This is a genomic window from Chitinophaga sp. (assembly GCF_039596135.1).
Classification (GTDB): Bacteria; Bacteroidota; Bacteroidia; order Chitinophagales; family Chitinophagaceae; genus Chitinophaga.
Genome location: NZ_JBCNKH010000023.1, coordinates 16754 through 36074, shown reverse-complemented (window position 1 = coordinate 36074; position 19321 = coordinate 16754). Strand labels below are relative to the sequence as shown.

The following is a 19321-nucleotide window of genomic DNA, read 5'->3' as shown; positions in this document are numbered from 1 at the left end:
TGCCCGTTTAAATATTTATAACAACTCTTCCGTTCATCTTTTCACCATTCTCAATTTTTGTTATAACATTTATTGCGTCTGAAAAATCAATTTCCTTCCCGATATTCACTTTTATGTATTCTTTGCCTGCAATTTCGGCAAATTCCGGCAGATGTTTCATACCTGCTGTTGCGAATGTCATTTTATATTTCCGTGAAAATAATCCTCTCAGTATCCGGCCCGGTGTAGGGTTAATATCTACGAACTTTCCATTGGGCCTGAGCAGGGAAAAACCTGTGCCGGGCTGCATGAACCCTGAGGTATCAAACACGAGATCAAAAGGCGCAATATCCTTCCATTGATTGTTTGCTGCGTAATTATACACAGCATTCAGTCCGCTGTTTCTGGCAAGTTCCATATCTTTTTCAGCACAGGTGCCGGCTACAAAAGCTCCTTTTGACCGGGCCAGTTGAACGGCCATGCTGCCAACAGTGCCCATACAGCCATTGACAAGCACCCTTGAATTTTTTGAAATATTGCCTTTTATAAACAATGCTGCCCATGCAGTGGCACAAGGTATAGGCAAACAGGCGGCTTCTGAAAGAGAAATCTGAGCAGGCTTTTTAGTCACCTGTTTAGCAGCAGTGATGAGCATTTGCGCAAATGCGCCGGGGTATTTTGGATCCATTGTGCCAAATACTTCATCTCCTACTCTTACATTCCATACGTCTTCTCCAATCGCTTCAACAATACCTGCGAAATCATTGCCGATGCCTTTGGGGAATTGCTTTGGCATTATCATTTTCAAAGCCCCTTTTCGTTGTTTCCAGTCCAGCGGATTGATGGCTGCCACCCTGACGCTTACCATGACTTCATTGTTTTTTAATGCGGGTAATTCATAATCACCTATATACATTTCAGTGGCTTCGCCGTAACGGTCAAACTGAATTCTTTTAACTTTCATTTTACTGTTTTTGATAGCACAAAGGTAGATAGGAGGGAAGACGGGGATGTAACCGGATCTGACCATATTGTAACATAAAATGAAGTATTGGCGGAAAGAAGTTACAGACGGGGCAGCCATTTTAGCGGATTGTTCTGAAAATAAATAAATTAGGTGGGGGAGAAGATAATCCATACCTTTAGTAAGATCAATGTTTGAGTTTACGATAAATACTCTTTGCAGCCCTCTTTTTTCCACCTTCATTATCTCAGTCGGATAATCTAAAAGAATCAAAAGATACAAGACGGAACCATGTGTCTAAACTGAGTTTCCATATGGTTATTGCAAATTTGGAGTGATGACCTGGCAACTGTAATTGTTTATAAATTGCTGCATCGTAATAGATGCCATGGCTTTGCTATGAAGCCAGATAGTGAATAATGAGCGCTTTTATTAAAAGACACATCCGTACGTGCCGGCCGGGTCAGTCGCTGATATTCGTAGTAGCAAATATTCAAGGTTCCCTTTTCCTCAAATCTTAAATATCCCGATAATGACAGTAAGCGATATATATATGAGGCTATATAGCAGGCCCTATTATGAAAAGAATGAACATCATAAATTCAGATTTATGAACAATTCTCTTTGTATAGACCGCCGCGCTATTGTTCCAATTGTGATCCACATGCTGGATGGCATCTTCTATATGCAGGCACTCAGGCAAATTGAAAATGAAAGTTTATTCCGCCTTGAAATGAATGAAGATGATATCATATTGTATAGTATTGACGATGACTATCCAGTGTGGGTACTGGAATAGCAGTACCATTTCTTTGAAAAATTTGAGATATTTGTGCATAGTTCATCAAACTCAGCATGGAAAATGGCAAAATCTCCAATTGAACAGATTCTTAAGCCTGTAAATAAATTTATTCACCAGGAATTTACCAGTAGTATTGTTTTATTTCTAAGTGTATTGATTGCCATCATATGGGCCAATTCTTCTGCACAGGAAGGTTATCTCCATCTCTGGGAGACGAATCTATCAGTTGCATTCCACTCGATGAGCTTTAACAAACCCCTCCATACCTGGATTAACGATGGCTTAATGGCCGTATTCTTTTTTGTGATCGGACTTGAATTAAAACGCGAGTTCATAGCCGGGGAGTTGTCCTCTTTAAAAAAGGCTTCCCTTCCTTTGGTAGCTGCTTTGGGCGGAATGTTAGTGCCCGCGTTAATATATTTATCTGTCAATAACGGTACGCCTTCAGCAGGCGGTTGGGGTATTCCAATGGCCACAGACATCGCATTTTCTTTAACCTTATTATCCCTTGCCGGCAACCGGATACCCGGATCTGTAAAAGTATTTTTATCTGCACTTGCTGTTGCGGATGATCTAGGCGCGGTATTGGTCATTGCATTTTTCTATACTGCCCATATTGCATTTCTCCCCCTGCTGATCGCGTTTGCATTCTTACTGTTACTGGTGCTGGGAAATAGTCTGGGCATTCGCCACCCGGTATTTTATCTCATTCTTGGAATTGTGGTGTGGGGTGGATTCTTACTATCAGGCGTCCATGCTACTATTGCAGGTGTATTGGTGGCTTTCACCATTCCGGCACGTCCGAAAATTAATGAAGATGAGTTTTTGAAAGATGCACGTGATTATGCAGATGAATTTGAAGCTGCCCGGAGACAGGATGGCTCTTTAATATCCCACGAGCAGTTGGTGGCGTTAGAAAAAATCAAGCAGTTAAGCCTGGATGCTGAAACTCCTTTACAGAAAATAGAAAATTACCTTCATCCCTGGGTAGCGTTTGTCATCATGCCCCTGTTTGCTTTAGCCAACTCCGGCATGCCTATTGGCAGTGATTTTTTCTCTTCATTGTTAAACCCGGTGAGCCTCGGCATTATTGCTGGCTTATTGATCGGTAAGTTTGCAGGCATCTTTACATTTACCTGGCTGATGGTAAAAATGAAGCTGGCATCACTACCCGCCAATGCACGATGGACGCATATTGGCGGGGTGGCAATACTGGCAGGTATCGGTTTCACTATGTCGCTGTTTATTACCGGACTGGCATTCAACGAAGGCACTTTTACCGATCAGGCAAAATATGGCATACTGGTGGCGTCTTTTCTGGCAGGTACAATAGGACTGATTGTACTGAGAAGAATTAAATAATTAAAAAACATACGTTCCTACACCCGCCGCCGGCAGCGCTACCACCGCCTGTCTGCCCTGGTACCGTAAGTTGAAAAGCGTCTCAGTATCGCTATCATTTACTATGATCGCTACTTTCCTGCCATCAGGTCTTTTAAAGGCTACGCTATGCAACTTGCCTGCGCTGTTACTCCCAATCCTCACAGCACCCGGGGGTACAAACCGGGATGCATGCGCAATAATATAATAGCCTACATCGCGGGTCACATGGTTGCCATTGATGGTAAACGCGCCTTTGCATTGCGTACAGCCACGGGGGGTATGTGGCCCGTAACCCGGGTCATTTGCAAGATTCCACTCAAGGGCTGTACGGCTATAATTACGCATGGCACCAATGATTACATTTTTCATATGCCAGCGAAGATTCTTTTCGAACGCTTCCCGGGAGCCAGTCCATTGTTCCGTGAAGTAAATGGCTTTGTCCGGCGCTGCGTTGTGTACTTTTGTCAATGCACTGATATCTCCGGCATACAGGTGAAAAGCGCTGCCGTGCACATATTTACTGGCGGCAGTGTCTGCAAGTATCGTGAGCGGATAATCAGGCCGGTCGCAATTATGATCGTATACAACGATTTTGGTACGGATGCCTGCCGCAGCGAATGCGGGTCCCAGGTGGTATTTAATAAAATCCCGCTGCTCTTCTGCCAGCATTTTAAGGCTGGGATTATTGCCGGGATGTAGTGGTTCATTCTGCGGCGTAATGGCGTCTACCGGGATGCCCGCTGCTTGCATTGCCTGGATATATTTTACAAAATACTGTGCATATGCGGCATAATATTGCGGCAGCAAGACACCACCTTTAGATGACTTATTATCCTTCATCCAGGCAGGTGGGCTCCAGGGTGCAGCCATGATTTTGATGGCCGGATTGATTAGTAATATCTCCTGCAGCAGTGGTACCAATCCTGTTCCACCCGCCAGGTCAGGTGCCAGTGAAAAATGTGCCAGCGTTTCATCTGTTGTTCCGGCTGGTACATCGTCGTATGAAAAAACAGTTGCATTCAGGTCTGAAGCGCCAATGCTGATTCTCAGGTAACTGACAGCGAGTTGATGCTCCTTCGTGCCAAATACCTCCTCCAATAATCGGTGCTTTGCGGTATCATCCATGGCATTGATGAGCTGTGCGCTGCCACCTGTGAGGGTGTAGCCGAATCCTTCTACCTGCTGGTATGCCTGTGTACTGTCTACTTCAATGGTGGTATATTCGTTGTTGTTATATTTCGAAAGGCGAAGCCCTGCCTGTTCTTGCAACAGGTGCTGCTGATTGCCGCTACTAACCCAGGCATTGACTGTTGTTGCATCGGCCTCCAAAGCGTGTTTTCCGGTGGTGCAGGCTGTAGTTAAGCAGCCAAAGGTAATTGCTACGGTTAAATGTTTTCTCATAACGTGGCAGTTGAATTTGGGGCCGGAAAATATGAAAAGTATTTAAAATAGTTTAAAAATATTGGAAGGAAGGTACTACCAATTATTTTGCTACTTTAGTGGGAAGGCTGTCCCACATGAATGCATATTTACACGATAATAGTGAACTCTTTCAATTAATATCCGAAGGCGATGAAACCGCCTTCAGACAGCTTTTTCATATTTACGCTCCTTATTTCAGAGCGCTGGCATTGCGCATCACCCAAATTGAATCGGCTACTGAAGATATTATACAGGAAACATTTCTGAGGTTGTGGCTCAGCCGGGACAAGCTGAAAGAAATAGAACTTCCCCATTACTGGCTGAAACGGATAGCGCTCTATCAATGCTTCAATTATTTACGTAAACAGGCGGTGCATCGTAAAGCGGTGGCCAGTTTGCCCGCAGTTGATGCGGTATTCAGTCCTGAAGAGGATCTGACCTATGCTTTTATGAGGGAGCAGGTAGGTATTGCTGTACAGCAGCTACCCGCACAGGCAAAGCGGATATACCTGCTAAGCCGGGAACAGGGACTGAAGATACCCGAAATAGCAGAAAAGCTCTCTCTGTCTCCCAATACGGTCAAAAATTCCCTGGTACGGTCGCTGCATGCTATCCGGAAACACCTGGAACAGTTGGGCATGGTGTTTCCTGTAATTATTCTGTGGTTGTTGAAGGTGTAAAAAAAAATTTTCCTGCCCATAGGTCCTAAATGAAAACTTGCGCGTCTTATTATACAGGGGGGGATCATCCACGTTTGAAAAATAGATCAAAATCTTCCCTTTAAGTACTGTAAACCAATCGCAAATTGTCAACACAAGATCGACTTACGTACCTGCTTGCGCAGGTTTTGCAGCGCGCTGCCACGAACGCGGAGCTACAGGAACTATTAACGCTTATCCGGGGGGATGACGATGGTAGTATTATCCGGGAGGTCGAGGCGCAGCTGTTGCACGGGGTGCCAGACAAGGCTATGGCTGACTATGACATGGCTTATTGGGATGCTGTTGCAGGTAAGATTCTAATGGCTGACCATGATATGGCGAAATGGGCGGGTATTGCAGCCGGGAATCCTGACATGGCAGGTATTGCGGCTGGGAATCCTGACACGGCAGGTATTGCAGCCGCGCATCCCGTGGCTGACCAGCCGGAAAGTGTCGTTGTCCACCTCGGGCGCTGGCGCCACCTGCGCTGGGTTTCAGCCGCCGCCGCTGTACTGTTGTTAGCATTCGGTACTTACTGGCTGATGCAACCCACTGCCCGCAAATCCACCACGGTGGCTGTTATTCCTGTTTTGAACGACGTACCTTCCGGCGGCAACAAAGCTGTGCTCGTATTGGCAGACGGTACCGAAGTACCCCTGGACAGCGCTGCCAGCGGCGCGCTGGCAAAACAGGGCAACACAAATATTGTACAACCTGCCGGTGGGCAACTGCTATATAGCCGGCAATCGGGGCACCCGAAAACCGCTGGTATAGCACAATATAATACCCTGCGAACTCCGAGGGGGGGACAATTCCAGGTCACGTTACCAGACGGAACCATCGTATGGCTTAACGCCGCCAGCTCATTGAAATATCCTGTAGCCTTCAATGGGGCTTTCAGGCAGGTTGAGCTGGCTGGCGAAGCCTATTTTGAAGTAGCTCACAATGCAGCTATGCCATTTAAGGTAATGGTACGTTCCGGCCAGTACGATAGCCTGGAAGTAGCCGTGCTGGGCACACAATTCAATATTATGGCCTATGCCGACGAAACTGTAGCAAAAACCACATTACTTGAAGGGGCAGTGAAAGTGAGCAGTAACGGCGCCAGCCGGCAACTGGCACCTGGCCAGGGGGCTTACCTGGATAAGCAGGATCATCACCTCGCACTACAGCAACACGCAGACATCGAAGAGGCAGTAGCATGGAAAAATGGCTTTATTCAGCTGGGCGGGCATGATATCACTTCCATCATGCGCATGATTGCGCGCTGGTACGATGTGGAGGTGGTATACACTGCTGCCGTTCCCGCGCATTTTCGCGGGGTCATACCTAGAAATGTGCCGGTATCGCAGGTGTTAAAAATGATGGAAATGACCGGAGAAGTACATTTTGAAGTGAAAGGAAAACAGATCATCGTATCCCCGTGATAGCTTCATACTAAAAACTGATAAAAAATGAGTCCGTAAAAATTCCACTTCCCGTACCTATACAGACAAAAAAAACCGGAAGCGTTGGCTCCGCTCCCGGTGAGTTCGGGTCTGTATGTACAATCGCTCGCAGCAATTATTCATTATTTACCCATAACCATACAAATGTATGCAATTGATGCTTTTTTCCCAAAGCAGGCGGCTTCGTACTGCGTGGGACGAAAATTTTCCACGATTACTGAAAAAAACATTACTGATGATGAAACTGACGGTGCTCTTAATGACCGTTGCCCTACTGCAGGTACATGCGAGCGGGTATTCTCAGACAGTTACCATTTCCAGTACCGATGCACCACTGGACCGGATCTTCCAGGAGATCAGAAAGCAAACGGGATATTCATTCCTCTATACCGATGAACAAATGGTGCAGGGCCGCAAGGTGACCCTGCAATTGAAGAATGCTTCCCTGAAAGAGACGCTCGATGCCTGTTTTCAGGGTCAGGCCTTAACCTATACCTTATCTGACAAGGTGGTGATTGTAAAAAGGAAGATGCCAACAGATGAAATACCTGTTCCGGCAGACCAGGAAATAAGGGGCAAGGTGACCAACGAAAAAGGAGAATCCCTACCCGGCGTAACCGTACAGATTAAGGGAAGCGCCAAAGGGGTAGTGACCAATGAAAAAGGGGAGTTTGCCATTACCGTTGCTGATAGTAAAGCCATCCTGGTTATTTCTTCTATTGGTTACAACAAAACTGAAATACCGGTGAACGGCAGGAAGGATATAGCCGTTACGCTACAGGCTTCCGCATCTAATATTAATGAGATGGTAGTGGTGGGGTATGGCGAGCAAAGGAAAGGAACGCTTACGAATGCCATTTCTTCTATCACCACTGCCGACTTCCAGGATGCGCCTGTAAACCGCCTTGACCAGGTATTGCAGGGGCGCGCTACGGGTGTGCAGGTCACCAATTCCGCCGGTTCTCCGGGTGGTGCTGCCCGTATACGCATCCGCGGTTCCAACTCTGTCAATGGCGGCAATGATCCACTGTACGTAGTGGATGGTTTTGTAGGTGCAGAGTTTTTTGCTATCAACCCGGATGATATTGCCTCCATACAGGTGCTGAAAGACGCCGCGGCAACGGCTATTTACGGTAGCCGGGGATCTAACGGCGTGATCCTGATCACTACCCGGAAAGGTAGTAAGACCGGGGTAAAGGTGAATTTCACTACACGACAGTCCTCATCCACGGTCATTAAGAAAATGGACCTGCTGAACGCTGGTGACTTTGCAGAAACGGTGAATGCGCATGCTGCAGCGGTAGGTACTTCCGCAAAATTTACAGATGCACAAATTGCTGATTTCCGTGCCAAAGGAGGTACCGACTGGCAGGATGAGATTTTCAGAAGGGCTACGGCACAGGAATATATGCTCAGTCTTGCCGGGGGCGCTGATAAAAGTGGCTATTTTATTTCCGGCAATTATCTGAACCAGGATGGTGTGATCAATAATTCATTTTATAAGCGTTATACTTTACGGTCCAATATCAATGCAAATCTAAGTGACAGGATCTCTACCTTTTTGAACATTACCGGGTCTTACAGCACGGCGCAGAATGTAGACATTCCTGCAGATGGCGCCAGCAGTCCACTGGCACAGGCCATTACCTGGGCGCCTACAACACCGGTGTACAATGCAGACGGTAGTTTTGTAGTGAGTGATCCTGTGGGTTCCCTTTCTTACAACCCATTGGCATTGACTGTAAACAGGCTGGCGGTAACAGACAGGATGCTGGCAAACCTGATTGGTGGGTTTAAGTTTAACATCCTGCCGGGATTGACTTTCAATACACAGTATGGCGCTAACTTCCTGCAATATGAAAACAAATCCTTTGGCGGAAAAATTACCAATAACAATACTTCCAGCGCCAGTATAAGATCCAACAAGGAAATTGTACTTCAGAATACCAATACCCTGAATTATAGCAAGGTATTCAACAATGTGCACAGTCTGGACGCTACCGCAGTAATGGAATACCAGCAATCTACCTACAATTACTCTTCTGCAGGGGCTACCAACCTCACTTATGAGAATTTTCAGTGGAATAACCTGGCACTTGGCACAGCAGGCACTCCCAGCTCCGGCTATTCCAAATGGGCATTGTTTTCACTGGTAGGTCGTGTGAACTATGGCTATAGCGACAAGTATCTCTTTTCTGCAGCAGTGCGTAGAGACGGTTCTTCTAAATTCCGTGGCAGCAACCGGTACAGCTATTTCCCTTCCATGTCGCTGGGATGGGTGGTAAGTAACGAGCCATTTATGCAACAGGTAAAGGCGATCAGTCATTTAAAAGTGCGGGGCAGCTGGGGGCTGACAGGTAACCAGGCTATCAGTGCTTACAGCACAATTTCATCCTATTCAAATATATCTGCATCGTTCAATAACAGCAATAGCCAGGTGGGACTCGTGATTGGTAATATCGGGAATCCTGATCTGAAATGGGAAACTACGGAGCAGAAAGATGTGGGAGTTGACGTTGGATTCTTAAAGGGCAGAATGTCTGTAAGTGCAGATTATTTTGTCAAAGACACACGCGATTTGTTGCTGCAGGAAACTGTGCCGATGTACCTGGGTGGGAACACCATCACGCGAAATGTAGGTGCAGTACAGAACAAAGGGTGGGAGTTTTCTATTGAAGGGGATGTAACCAACAGTGGAGCAGTTCGGTGGAATACCGGGTTGAATGTGTCATTCATTAAGAACAAAGTAACCTCCCTGGGAGAAGGCAAGACAAGAATTTTTGATCCCAATACCCGTAGGATAGGCGGAGGTATGTCTCCCCAGTCTGAATTTGTTGTGATGCCCGGACAGCCGCTGGGTTCCATTTGGGGACTCACTTATTTGGGTACATGGAAACCGGGAGATGGAAAAGCAAGTGATTATGGTGCTAAGCCGGGAGATTCCCGTTACCTGGACCTGAACAATGATGGGAAAATAGATGCGGACGACTATCATATCATCGGTTCAGGTATCCCCAAAACATCTATTGGCTGGAACAATACTATTACCTACAAGGCATTTACGCTAAACCTGTTGTTCCAAGGGATGTTCGGGTTCGACAGGCTCAATTACAATAAAGCAGCAGCCATGTATTATGGTGCTGATGCCCGTGAAGCCACGTATGTTGATATCAAGAACCGCTATATTCCCGGTGTGAATGAAACTTCCGATATACCGGCATTCAGTTCAACGAACAAGAACTTTACACAAAGCACCCGTTTCCTGGAAAAGGGCGATTTTCTACGTTTGAAAAATATCAGCCTGGCATATGATATCACTAAGTCTAAGCTGAAGAATACTGTTGGCATCAAACTATTTGTAAGTGCTACCAATCTCCTGACATGGACGAACTATTCCGGCATTGACCCGGAAAGCAATTCATCATCCGGCGATATCCGTCAGGGTATTGATTATGGAACTTACCCTAATGTAAAAACCATCACAGGCGGGGCAACGCTGAGTTTCTAAAAATTACAGTTATGACTACACGATATACAATATACTTACTACTGTGTTTGACGCTGGCAGCCGGGTGCAATAAGGAACTGACAGAAAGCCCTAAGGGGTTGGTGGCCGGTGATGACGCATTGACCAGTCAGGCTGGCCTTGAGTCGGTATTGACAGGCGCCTACGGAAGTCTGATGGTACCCTGGACCAGCGGCTTTACCACCGTTTCGCAGATTGCCATGACGATGGGGGCCGACGACCTTACCACACATCCGGGTTCCAATAAGGAAGAGTTCAGGGAGTTTGATCTTTTTAAAGTATCATCACTGAACAGCAGGATGAATCCTATCTGGCTGGGGTGTTACAAAACAATACAGTCTACTACCAACATTATCAATAACTATAACAAAGTACTGGGGGGGAACCAGGATACTATTCATGCTATAGTGGGTGAAGCCAGCTATTTGCGTGCGCTTTCTTATTATTGGCTCACAAGGCTTTGGGGCGAAGTACCGATCATTCCATCTGAAAAATACAATTCGGAATATCTGAACCTGAAGAAAAGTACGCCGGCGGAAGTATATGCAGTGATAGAGGCGGACCTTGCCCGTGCAGAGGAGTGGGTGCCGAATGCAAGGCGTTCTTCAGGCCGGCCTAATAAAGGATCTGTAAAGGCCCTGTTGGCCGATGTATATCTCACTGAAGCAGGGTGGCCACTGAAGGACCAGTCAAAATACGCACTGGCAGCTGCCAAAGCCAAAGAAGTGATAGACAATAAGAGCACCTATGGGTTTGATCTTTATACAGGTGGTTTCCTGAAAATCTTTGCAGGTGGTACTGTGGAAGATGTATTCACACTGTTTACCCGGGGCAGCTGGATCACTTACAATTCTTTTTACGGATTGTCTACCATGCCGGAAGATGAAGGCGGGTGGAGCGACTTTTTCCCGGAGCTGAACTTCTTCAATAATTTCCCTGCCGGTACAAGGAAAGACGCCACATTTAGTACGCAGTTTACACTGAGTAATGGTACTACTATTTCGTGGGAGGAAACCAGTACCCATCATCCTTATTATAAAAAGTTCACAATCCAGTCTGGTAAAAAAGATGTGTACATGTCGAACAACCCGGTCATCATGATGCGGTATGCGCATGTATTGCTGATATATGCAGAAGCCCAGGCACGTGCTACGGGTACGGCTGGCAGCGAAGCTTATACGGCAGTGAATGCGGTGCGGCAGCGGGCGGGGTTAACTGACTTACCAGCTGGTTTGTCAGGCGCCGACTTTGCTACTGCTGTTGTAAATGAGCGGGCATGGGAATTTGCCGGTGAATGGAATCGCTGGTTTGACCTGGTAAGGCTGGAACAGGTAGAAGCTGCCAATGCGAACAAGGCTGCGGGCGACCTGCAGCCGGATGGTGCTATTACCAAAGCGAACTATTGGATGCCTATACCTGGTGCTGATGCGGTAGTAAATCCCAATCTGTAAGCTATAAACTGATTTAAGAAGACCCTGCTGGTACAGCTATTAGTTGTACCAGCTATTCCACCTTTTCCACCCTAAAATAAACCGTTATGAAAACGAGTCACCCAAAATCTGGTGCTCGCGGAAAGACTTTTCCGCGACGTACAACCCGGCTATTGCGCCAATTGATATTATTACTCCCTCTCTGTTTGCTATGCAGCACAATGCATGCGCAATACCTGCTGCTGGACGATATGGAGGGAAATGGTCTCTGCTCCGGCAAATGGACCTATTACGCCGGTAATACGACCACCGGCAAAGTGGAATTTGGCGTGCCAAACCCGAATCCCTCTGGTTTAAATACCAGCCCGCTGGTAGCCAAATTTACAAAAGACACTACCAGCTTTGAGTACATGAGCGCATCCTGCCAGCTACAGGATTCGTTTGATCTCTCTACCAACACTACCTTCAAAATGCTGGTGTACAGCAGCACGCTGGACGAAATTATGTTCAAACTGCAACCCGGCACTAATTACAGCAAAGCAGTCTATTTTACCTTTAAGCCTTCGCGCGTGAACCATTGGGAAGAAGCTACGTACGACTTCCAGAGTGTGAAGACCAGAACGGATTTCAACACTATCGCCATTCAATACATTGACGGTAAGAAAGCCAATGGTATCCTGTATTTCGACCTGGTACAGGGCCCGAACCCAACCGCCATCGTATTGAAAGATACCACCATCCGGATGGGGTATGAAGATGGGGCCGTGCTGACGGCCACTGTGAAAGGAGGGACGCTGGTGCCTGTGCTGACACCTGCCAACTGGTCCGCCCTTAACCTGCCACCAGGTGTTACTATCAGTAGTGTGCAGCGGTTGAGTGATACAACGGCAAGTATCACACTAAGCGGCAATTCTGCTGCCAACTATTCAAGGACTACCCTGAAACTCACTATAGCAGGCGCAGAGCTGACCACGGCTAACGTTGCCAGTTATACGGGAAAAGGGAAAGTAGTGTTTGAAGGTAATCCCAACTGGACACTTATATTCGCAGATGAATTCAACACCGATGGTAAACCGGACGTTACCAAATGGAAGGTAGACCCGCAACCAAAAGGATGGATAAACGGAGAGCAGCAGGTATATACCGATACTACACATGATAATGCCGTGGTGCGGGACGGTCATTTGGTAATTACAGGAAAAAAAGATTATCCTACGGGGAATACTACAGAGCCCTGGTCTTCTGCCCGGCTCATCACACAGGGCAAATTTGATTTCCTGTATGGTAAGGTGGAAGTAAGGGCCAGACTACCACGTGCACATGGCTCCTGGCCTGCCATCTGGCTCATGCCTACTACCAGCGCTTATGGCGGATGGCCTAAAAGCGGGGAGCTGGATATTATGGAGCATGTGGGCAATAACTTCGGAACGGTGTTGTCTACCATTCATACGCAGAACCATAACTGGACAAATGGCGGTGGTATCAGTAACAATATAAAACTGATGGATGTTGATACCGTATACCATGTATATGCAATGGAATGGACACCGGATACGCTCCGTTTTACCTACGACACCACACATATCCTGTCTTTCGCCAACCCACATACAGATTGGAAAGACTGGCCATTTGATCAGAAATTCTTTCTTATTCTAAACGTCGCTATCGGGGGCGGAATGGGCGGTACAATTGTAGATGCCGACTGGCCGGATAGTATGCTTGTAGATTATGCGCGTGTATACCAGAAAGGGCTTGGTACACCGGTATTAGATAGTATTACGGTATCGCCGGCAGACCTATCATTCCTGCCCGGTAAGCAACAACAGTATACAGCAAGCGCCCTGGATCAAAACGGGCACCCCATGGCCATTACACCAGTGTGGAGCATCAGCGGTACGGGTAATACGATTACAACCAATGGGTTTGCAACCCTGAACAATTCAGGAGAGGTGACAGTGACTGCTACAGTAGACAGCACCACCAAAACCGGGAAGGCATTTGTAACCCGGCGGGTGGCTAACTATAAACCTATTCCGGCTAAAATAGAAGCCGAGAATTTTGATAACAGTAATTCCAATCGCACAGAGCCTTGCTCAGACATCGGGGGCGGACTGGATTTAAGTTACATCGGATCCAGCACCTGGTACGAGTACGATATTGATGTGCCCAGGTGCGATTCTTACAGGGTCCAGTTCCGGGTAGCGGTCAATGCAGCTTCCAGTCTGCGGGTACAACTGGATACGACAGTATTGCAAACGGTGAATCTGCCGGCAAGTGGTGGCTGGCAAAAATGGATCACGGTCACCTCTGCGCCTATACGGCTGGAAGAAGGTCAGCAAACAATCCGCATTGCTGCCAATAAAGATGGCTGGAATTTTAACTGGTTGAGCATTATACCTGCTGATTCTGTTCATCTTGGGTATATAGCAATAAAACCAGATAGCACCACCATTACTTTAGGGCAGGTGGCACAGTTTGCAGCAACCGCTTATGCGCAGGACAGCAGTGTGCTGCCTGTAACGCCGGTATGGTCCGTGTCAGGTGGTGGTAGTATCAGCACCAGTGGATTGTTTAGTACCAGTACTGCGGGTGATTACTTCGTGATAGCGAAGGCCGGGAACAAACGGGATACAGCTATTGTGCATGTAGTGACGCCGCCTGCGCTGACATCTATTGTGATCACACCAGATTCGTTAGCAGTGCCGTTGCATGCCTCCCAGCAGTATGTGGCGAAGGGGTATGACCAGCGCAATAACCCTTATACATTTAAGGCAACCTGGAGTGTGACGGGAGCAGGTAACAGTATTGATACAAATGGCGTGTTTACGGCGGGAGCTACACCGGGAACATTTGCAGTCATCGCTACGGGGAATGGTGTATCGGATACAGCAGTAGTAATTGTGGATTATACCTGTACAGTTAGTAATAAGTATGAAGCGGAGAGTGCTTCTAACCGTGCTCCGGGGCCGGTATTGGAAACCTGTACAGATGAGGGTGGAGGGCAGGATTTTACCAGTCTGAAGGCAGGTGATTGGTTTGCGTATAGTAACCTGGTGGTGCCGGTGGCTGGCAGGTATAATATCAGTTTCAGGGTATTGTCTACAGCGGCGTCTAAGATATGGATAGGGCATAGTACTTATAAGTTTGATACAATCTATATACCGTCTACCGGTGGTGTATGGCAGACGATTACAGATACGATCAGGCTGCCGGCGCTCAATTATACGGGCGTGCATATATTGACTGGCAGTCCGAAATTTAACTGGTTCAGTATTGATAATTGTGCGGTGAATGAATCGGCTGCGAGGATAGCGAACAGTAAAGTGGTGCCTCCTGCGGCAACAGATGCCCAGGAACCGGTTCTTTATCCTAATCCAACGAATGGACAGCTGACGGTAGATTTGCGTGGGCAATCGTACAAACGGCTGATACTGCTTGATATTCGAGGCAATGTGTTGCGGCAGTGGAATATTCAGAAAGGGGAAAGGCAGATTAGCAGGGATATTAGTGGATTGGTAGCGGGGACGTATGTGTTGGTGCTGGAAGGGGATAAGAAGACGAAGACTTTCCAGATTGTTAAGATTTAAAGCAGCGGGAGGTTGAATAGGGAAACGACCTGTTTTAATCAGGGAGTTGTTTAAAAAAGGAGGTGTATCGTTTGTATGATACACCTTCTTCTTGTTGGTATTCTACGACTATTAAAATGAAACGAACAATATTTATCGGGCTAACGATATTGGTGTGTCATCTTGCCATTGCGCAAAAGGTGAAAATTATTTTTGATACTGATATGGATTCTGATGTGGATGATGTGGGCGCGTTGGCCATGCTCCATAATTTTGCCAATCGCGGAGAGGCGCAAATATTGGCTGTTATGGTATCCAGCCTTAATCCCTGGTCTCCGGGAGCGGTAGATGTTATTAATACCTTTTACGGCAGACCGGATATTCCTATCGGTGCAGTTCAGCGATTTGGAGTATATCATAAATCCAGGTATGCACGAAGTCTGTGCGAGGCATTTAAGCATAATACCAAACTGGATGAGGATGTGCCTGATGCTACGATGTTGTACCGGAAAATACTGGCGGCACAGGGGGATACGAGTGTAGTAATTGTGACAGTTGGTGACTTGACGAATCTTTCTAACCTGCTGAGGTCAGGGCCGGATCAGTTGAGTGAATTAAAAGGCATCGACCTGGTAAAAAAGAAAGTAAAACACATTGTTTGTATGGGGGGCAGGTACCCGGCAGATGTGGATCCAAATCCATGGGGGAATTTCAAACCGGATCCCCGGTCTACCCGGCATGTAGTGGCGGAATGGCCCACCCGCATATATTTCACCGGTGGTGGCCCTTTTGCAGATAGTGTACAAACAGGTCGGATTTTTTTTCAGGAAAAATATAAGGATACCCCCATGGCCCATGCGTACAAACTGTTTCTAAAAGGCTGGAACAGGAACTGGCACCACAGTGCGGACCTCATAGCCGTGTATGTGGCAGTAAGGGGGTATTTGCCTTATTTCAAATTAGAAGGGCGTGGATATAATCACATATTCGAAGATGGTACGAATTTGTGGCGATTGGCGCCGAGGGATGAGAGACATTATTTGATCAGTGAGTTTGCAGAGGGGATTGATCCGAAGAGTATTGGGGTAAAGTTTGATTCGCTGATGGTACTTTGACTCAACTGTTGGTTTCATATTTTGTATTTTAAATTTATAATTCTGACATATCGATCACGAACCGGTACTTTACATCGCCATCCAGCATTCTTTCAAAAGCAGTATTGATATAGGACGGTTGAATGACTTCTACCTCTGCAGTAATGTTGTGTTTCGCGCAGTAATCCAACATTTCCTGTGTCTCTTCAATCCCTCCTATAAACGACCCGGTTATTTTCCGCCTGCGAAAAGCCAGCATAGCCGGATGAATGGGAGGCACTTCTGGCGGCACACCCAGCAGGATCAGGGTACCATCTTTCTTAAGGAGATTTAGGTATTGATTGTAATCGTGTCTGGCAGATACGGTGTCGATAATAAAATCAAAGCTGCCGGTGGCGGTTTTAAGTTGTGCTGCATCTCCGGTGTCAACAAGCCGATGTGCTCCTAACGCCAGTGCACTGGTTGTTTTTGAAGGAGAGCTGCTTAGTACACTTACCGTCGCACCAAAGGATTTGGCAAATTTTACCGCCATATGTCCCAACCCACCCAGGCCAAGTACCGCTACATTGTGCCCGGCGCTGACCTGGTTATGCTTTAATGCAGAATAGGTAGTGATACCAGCACAAAGAAGTGGAGCTACAGCTGCGGGTGGCAGTTTTTCGGAAATGCGCAATATGTAATTTTCATTTACTACTATGCAGTTTGAATATCCGCCTTTGGTTGTATGGCCACCCGGTAGTTTCCCATTCTGAGTAGGCGTGATGCCGTTATCGCAAAATTGTTCTTCGTGACTGGCACAGTTGGGGCAATGTCCGCAGGAGAGAATAAAGTACCCTACACCTACCAGGTCTCCCTGTTTGTATTTGGTCACTTCCTGTCCTGTAGTACGAACACGGCCTACAATTTCATGTCCGGGTACAAATGGGTATTGTGTATGACCGTATTCATTCCGGGATTGATGTACATCGGCGTGACAGATGCCACAGTAAAGAATGTCAATTAATACCTCATGGGGGCCGGGTTCATTTCTTTCGAATGAGTACGGTGTTAATGGATCGGTTGTATTGTGCGCGGCATATCCTTTCGCAGTCATTGGTTTGGTTTTTATTGATTTTTATCTTTTCTAACAGTACATGTTCCCGTGCTGCAGGGAATTTTAACAGTCAGGCTAAAAATGATCATCAGGGCTCCTAACACGGCAATTTGCCATTGTTTATCAATCAATCCTGAAACTGTAAAGTATCCCCCGATGATTAGTTTTAAAATGGTGGCTTTAGCTGTTTTTTTGAAAAGTCTGATCATATCTTTTATGTTTATCATTCAAACCCGCTTTCAATAAAGTGACCAGTTCCTGCTGCACATCCACTCCTTTATTGTCATTGTACCAAAGCTGTAGTTCTTTTTTAAGTACTTCAAATGCTACCTTCTCTGCTTTTAACCTATCATACATCACCTGGCATTCCTGCGGCCGTGGTCCCCATACAAACACATCTGCTCCTGCTGCATTGTTATAAATCAACTTTGGAATGGATTTACTCCCCCGGGTCAGGTAGTTCTCAATTCTGAATGGCTCACTATCCCGCAACTCATAGGAAACCTGGATCAAAGGATTGGCATCGCTGACCATTTTAATAAATGGTATGCTATGAGCCGCATCCCCACACCAGGGCTCAGTAATCACTATCAAGTGCTGTGGTTCATTGATCCGTTGTGCTACCTGCAACAATTCATCGGATAAGGTCCCTTTTTTAAGCCAGCGGTTCATGCGGGACCAGTTCAGTTTTGTATAGTCGCGATATTCAGGACTATCGTAGGGGGCCTCCTGCAACAATGGATCTTTATGAATGATACTTTCAAAATAGGCATAGTATTCTTCGAACGTCATAATATTCAGTTTTAAAGTTTATCTGCCAGCTGTTTGGCTGCCACCACAGCTCCTTCCATATATCCCGGGCAATAAGGGGCCGTTTCACTTCCTGCGAAAAAAACTTTGCCTTCCAGGTATCCGGACTGAAGGAGTTTATGCCCGTTATTTTGATGAGGGCGATTGGCTACCTGGGTTGCAGATATCAGGAATTCGTCATTCCAGACCTTATCGGAATAGAGTAGGGGAGCCAGCGCCTGCTTGCCCAGCAGTCCGGCCAGTTGGTTTAATACGAGCTCTTTTCTTACTTTATGATCATAATGAGCAGCACCACCATTCAGGAAACCTTTTAAAGCAAATTTGTTGTCCTCAAAGTTTGAATGATCATACATCTCTACTATGATGCCTGTATGACTATAAAGCATACCAGAAAATCCTGCTTCCCGCCAGAAAGGCTCTTTATATTCCAGCGCAAACTTAATGGCGGCTGCCATCCAGGTATGTACGGTGGGCAACAGTGCCACCAGGGCAGCAGGTAATTGCGGTGAAAACCGGATCCGGTCTCCAACCAGCTGGGGAGGCATACAAAAAACGACTTTATCAGCCTGATACACGGAGCCTGTGGCAGTGGTGATATCCACCTTGTCGCCCATAGCAGTAATGCCGGTAACAATGGTATCTGTAATAATATCCTTTATTCCCCTGCTCAGTGCATCAATGAGTGCCTGAGTTCCCCCGGCAATTCTGCAGGAGGGTTGTTCACCAGCAGGTACAAAGAATTGTTGCGGTGGTTCGAACGACTTGGTTTGAAATAATGAGATACCCCCGGAATACTGTGGAAACGTATATAATCCCAAATCTTCGATCAGTGCCCGCAATGCGGGGTGTAAATCGGAAAACCACGTAGCGCCCATTTCAATAGGGGTACCATTTACCCCTTCAATCGTATGAATTCTACCACCCAGCCGGTTTGAAGCTTCCAATATGGTAAACGATCTGTTTCTCTTAGCCAGGAAGTAAGCCAGTGACAGGCCACTTAATCCACCTCCTACAATCATAATGTGTTCAGACATGGTACGAAGGTAAATTCCATGTTAAAAACAAATACTGCACATATGAGCAAAAAGATGGTAAAATTGAGA

The 19321-nt window shown here is 46.6% G+C and carries 14 protein-coding genes; 8 read left to right on the top strand and 6 right to left on the bottom strand.

The window, feature by feature from the left end; translation table 11 throughout:
- Positions 1-7 precede the first annotated feature (7 nt).
- Positions 8-943, bottom strand: a complete 936-nt coding sequence (locus tag ABDW16_RS15220) for an NADP-dependent oxidoreductase (RefSeq protein ID WP_343670818.1) — start codon at positions 941-943, stop codon at positions 8-10.
- Positions 944-1553: 610 nt separating this feature from the next.
- Between ABDW16_RS15220 and ABDW16_RS15215 the strand changes: the two genes are divergently transcribed.
- Positions 1554-1742, top strand: a complete 189-nt coding sequence (locus ABDW16_RS15215; protein WP_343670817.1) for a hypothetical protein — start codon at positions 1554-1556, stop codon at positions 1740-1742.
- 63 nt (positions 1743-1805) lie between these two features.
- Positions 1806-3107, top strand: a complete 1302-nt coding sequence (gene nhaA / locus ABDW16_RS15210) for a Na+/H+ antiporter NhaA (RefSeq protein WP_343670816.1) — start codon at positions 1806-1808, stop codon at positions 3105-3107.
- Here the strand turns inward: nhaA and ABDW16_RS15205 are convergent, their stop codons facing one another.
- On the bottom strand, positions 3108-4529 hold the full coding sequence (locus ABDW16_RS15205; protein WP_343670815.1) for a glycoside hydrolase family 30 beta sandwich domain-containing protein: 1422 nt from the start codon (positions 4527-4529) through the stop codon (positions 3108-3110).
- A 116-nt stretch (positions 4530-4645) separates the two neighbouring features.
- Here ABDW16_RS15205 and ABDW16_RS15200 point away from each other — a divergent pair, with 116 nt between their 5' ends.
- The 6 genes from ABDW16_RS15200 (at position 4646) to ABDW16_RS15175 (ending at position 16336) form a co-directional block, all read left to right on the top strand.
- Positions 4646-5230: a sigma-70 family RNA polymerase sigma factor gene (locus ABDW16_RS15200; RefSeq protein ID WP_343670814.1), complete on the top strand. Its 585-nt coding sequence runs from the start codon at positions 4646-4648 to the stop codon at positions 5228-5230.
- A gap of 125 nt (positions 5231-5355) precedes the next feature.
- Positions 5356-6678 (top strand): FecR domain-containing protein, encoded by a 1323-nt coding sequence (locus tag ABDW16_RS15195; RefSeq protein WP_343670813.1) that lies wholly within the window; start codon positions 5356-5358, stop codon positions 6676-6678.
- A gap of 256 nt (positions 6679-6934) precedes the next feature.
- Positions 6935-10207: a TonB-dependent receptor gene (locus tag ABDW16_RS15190; RefSeq protein ID WP_343670812.1), complete on the top strand. Its 3273-nt coding sequence runs from the start codon at positions 6935-6937 to the stop codon at positions 10205-10207.
- An 11-nt stretch (positions 10208-10218) separates the two neighbouring features.
- Positions 10219-11676, top strand: a complete 1458-nt coding sequence (locus tag ABDW16_RS15185) for a RagB/SusD family nutrient uptake outer membrane protein (RefSeq protein ID WP_343670811.1) — start codon at positions 10219-10221, stop codon at positions 11674-11676.
- An 86-nt stretch (positions 11677-11762) separates the two neighbouring features.
- The gene (locus ABDW16_RS15180; RefSeq protein ID WP_343670810.1) at positions 11763-15242 is read left to right on the top strand and encodes a carbohydrate-binding protein; all 3480 of its coding nucleotides are present in this window, start codon (positions 11763-11765) and stop codon (positions 15240-15242) included.
- A gap of 116 nt (positions 15243-15358) precedes the next feature.
- A complete protein-coding gene (locus ABDW16_RS15175; RefSeq protein ID WP_343670808.1) occupies positions 15359-16336 on the top strand; it encodes a nucleoside hydrolase in 978 nt (325 codons plus the stop codon).
- A 34-nt stretch (positions 16337-16370) separates the two neighbouring features.
- Here ABDW16_RS15175 and ABDW16_RS15170 read toward each other — a convergent pair whose 3' ends face one another.
- From ABDW16_RS15170 to ABDW16_RS15155, 4 genes are read right to left on the bottom strand one after another with little or no spacing between them, the layout of a single operon-like run.
- Complete coding sequence (locus tag ABDW16_RS15170; protein WP_343670807.1) at positions 16371-17408, bottom strand: NAD(P)-dependent alcohol dehydrogenase; 1038 nt, start codon at positions 17406-17408, stop codon at positions 16371-16373.
- 11 nt (positions 17409-17419) lie between these two features.
- Positions 17420-17617, bottom strand: a complete 198-nt coding sequence (locus ABDW16_RS15165) for a hypothetical protein (protein ID WP_343670805.1) — start codon at positions 17615-17617, stop codon at positions 17420-17422.
- Positions 17589-18200 carry a thioredoxin family protein gene (locus ABDW16_RS15160; RefSeq protein ID WP_343670804.1) on the bottom strand — a complete coding sequence of 204 codons (612 nt, stop codon included), beginning with the start codon at positions 18198-18200 and terminating at the stop codon, positions 17589-17591. Before ABDW16_RS15160 ends, ABDW16_RS15165 begins: the two co-directional genes overlap by 29 nt.
- 11 nt (positions 18201-18211) lie before the next feature.
- The gene (locus ABDW16_RS15155; RefSeq protein ID WP_343670802.1) at positions 18212-19252 is read right to left on the bottom strand and encodes an NAD(P)/FAD-dependent oxidoreductase; all 1041 of its coding nucleotides are present in this window, start codon (positions 19250-19252) and stop codon (positions 18212-18214) included.
- Positions 19253-19321: the final 69 nt, after the last annotated feature.

Coding starts and splice junctions, on each gene's coding strand:
- ABDW16_RS15160 (WP_343670804.1), bottom strand. CDS start 18,200: ATGACGTTCGAAGAATACTATGCCTATTTTGAAAGTATCATTCATAAA.
- ABDW16_RS15170 (WP_343670807.1), bottom strand. CDS start 17,408: ATGACTGCGAAAGGATATGCCGCGCACAATACAACCGATCCATTAACA.
- ABDW16_RS15190 (WP_343670812.1), top strand. CDS start 6,935: ATGATGAAACTGACGGTGCTCTTAATGACCGTTGCCCTACTGCAGGTA.
- ABDW16_RS15215 (WP_343670817.1), top strand. CDS start 1,554: ATGAACAATTCTCTTTGTATAGACCGCCGCGCTATTGTTCCAATTGTG.
- nhaA (WP_343670816.1), top strand. CDS start 1,806: ATGGCAAAATCTCCAATTGAACAGATTCTTAAGCCTGTAAATAAATTT.
- ABDW16_RS15155 (WP_343670802.1), bottom strand. CDS start 19,252: ATGTCTGAACACATTATGATTGTAGGAGGTGGATTAAGTGGCCTGTCA.
- ABDW16_RS15185 (WP_343670811.1), top strand. CDS start 10,219: ATGACTACACGATATACAATATACTTACTACTGTGTTTGACGCTGGCA.
- ABDW16_RS15180 (WP_343670810.1), top strand. CDS start 11,763: ATGAAAACGAGTCACCCAAAATCTGGTGCTCGCGGAAAGACTTTTCCG.
- ABDW16_RS15175 (WP_343670808.1), top strand. CDS start 15,359: ATGAAACGAACAATATTTATCGGGCTAACGATATTGGTGTGTCATCTT.
- ABDW16_RS15220 (WP_343670818.1), bottom strand. CDS start 943: ATGAAAGTTAAAAGAATTCAGTTTGACCGTTACGGCGAAGCCACTGAA.
- ABDW16_RS15165 (WP_343670805.1), bottom strand. CDS start 17,617: ATGATCAGACTTTTCAAAAAAACAGCTAAAGCCACCATTTTAAAACTA.
- ABDW16_RS15205 (WP_343670815.1), bottom strand. CDS start 4,529: ATGAGAAAACATTTAACCGTAGCAATTACCTTTGGCTGCTTAACTACA.
- ABDW16_RS15200 (WP_343670814.1), top strand. CDS start 4,646: ATGAATGCATATTTACACGATAATAGTGAACTCTTTCAATTAATATCC.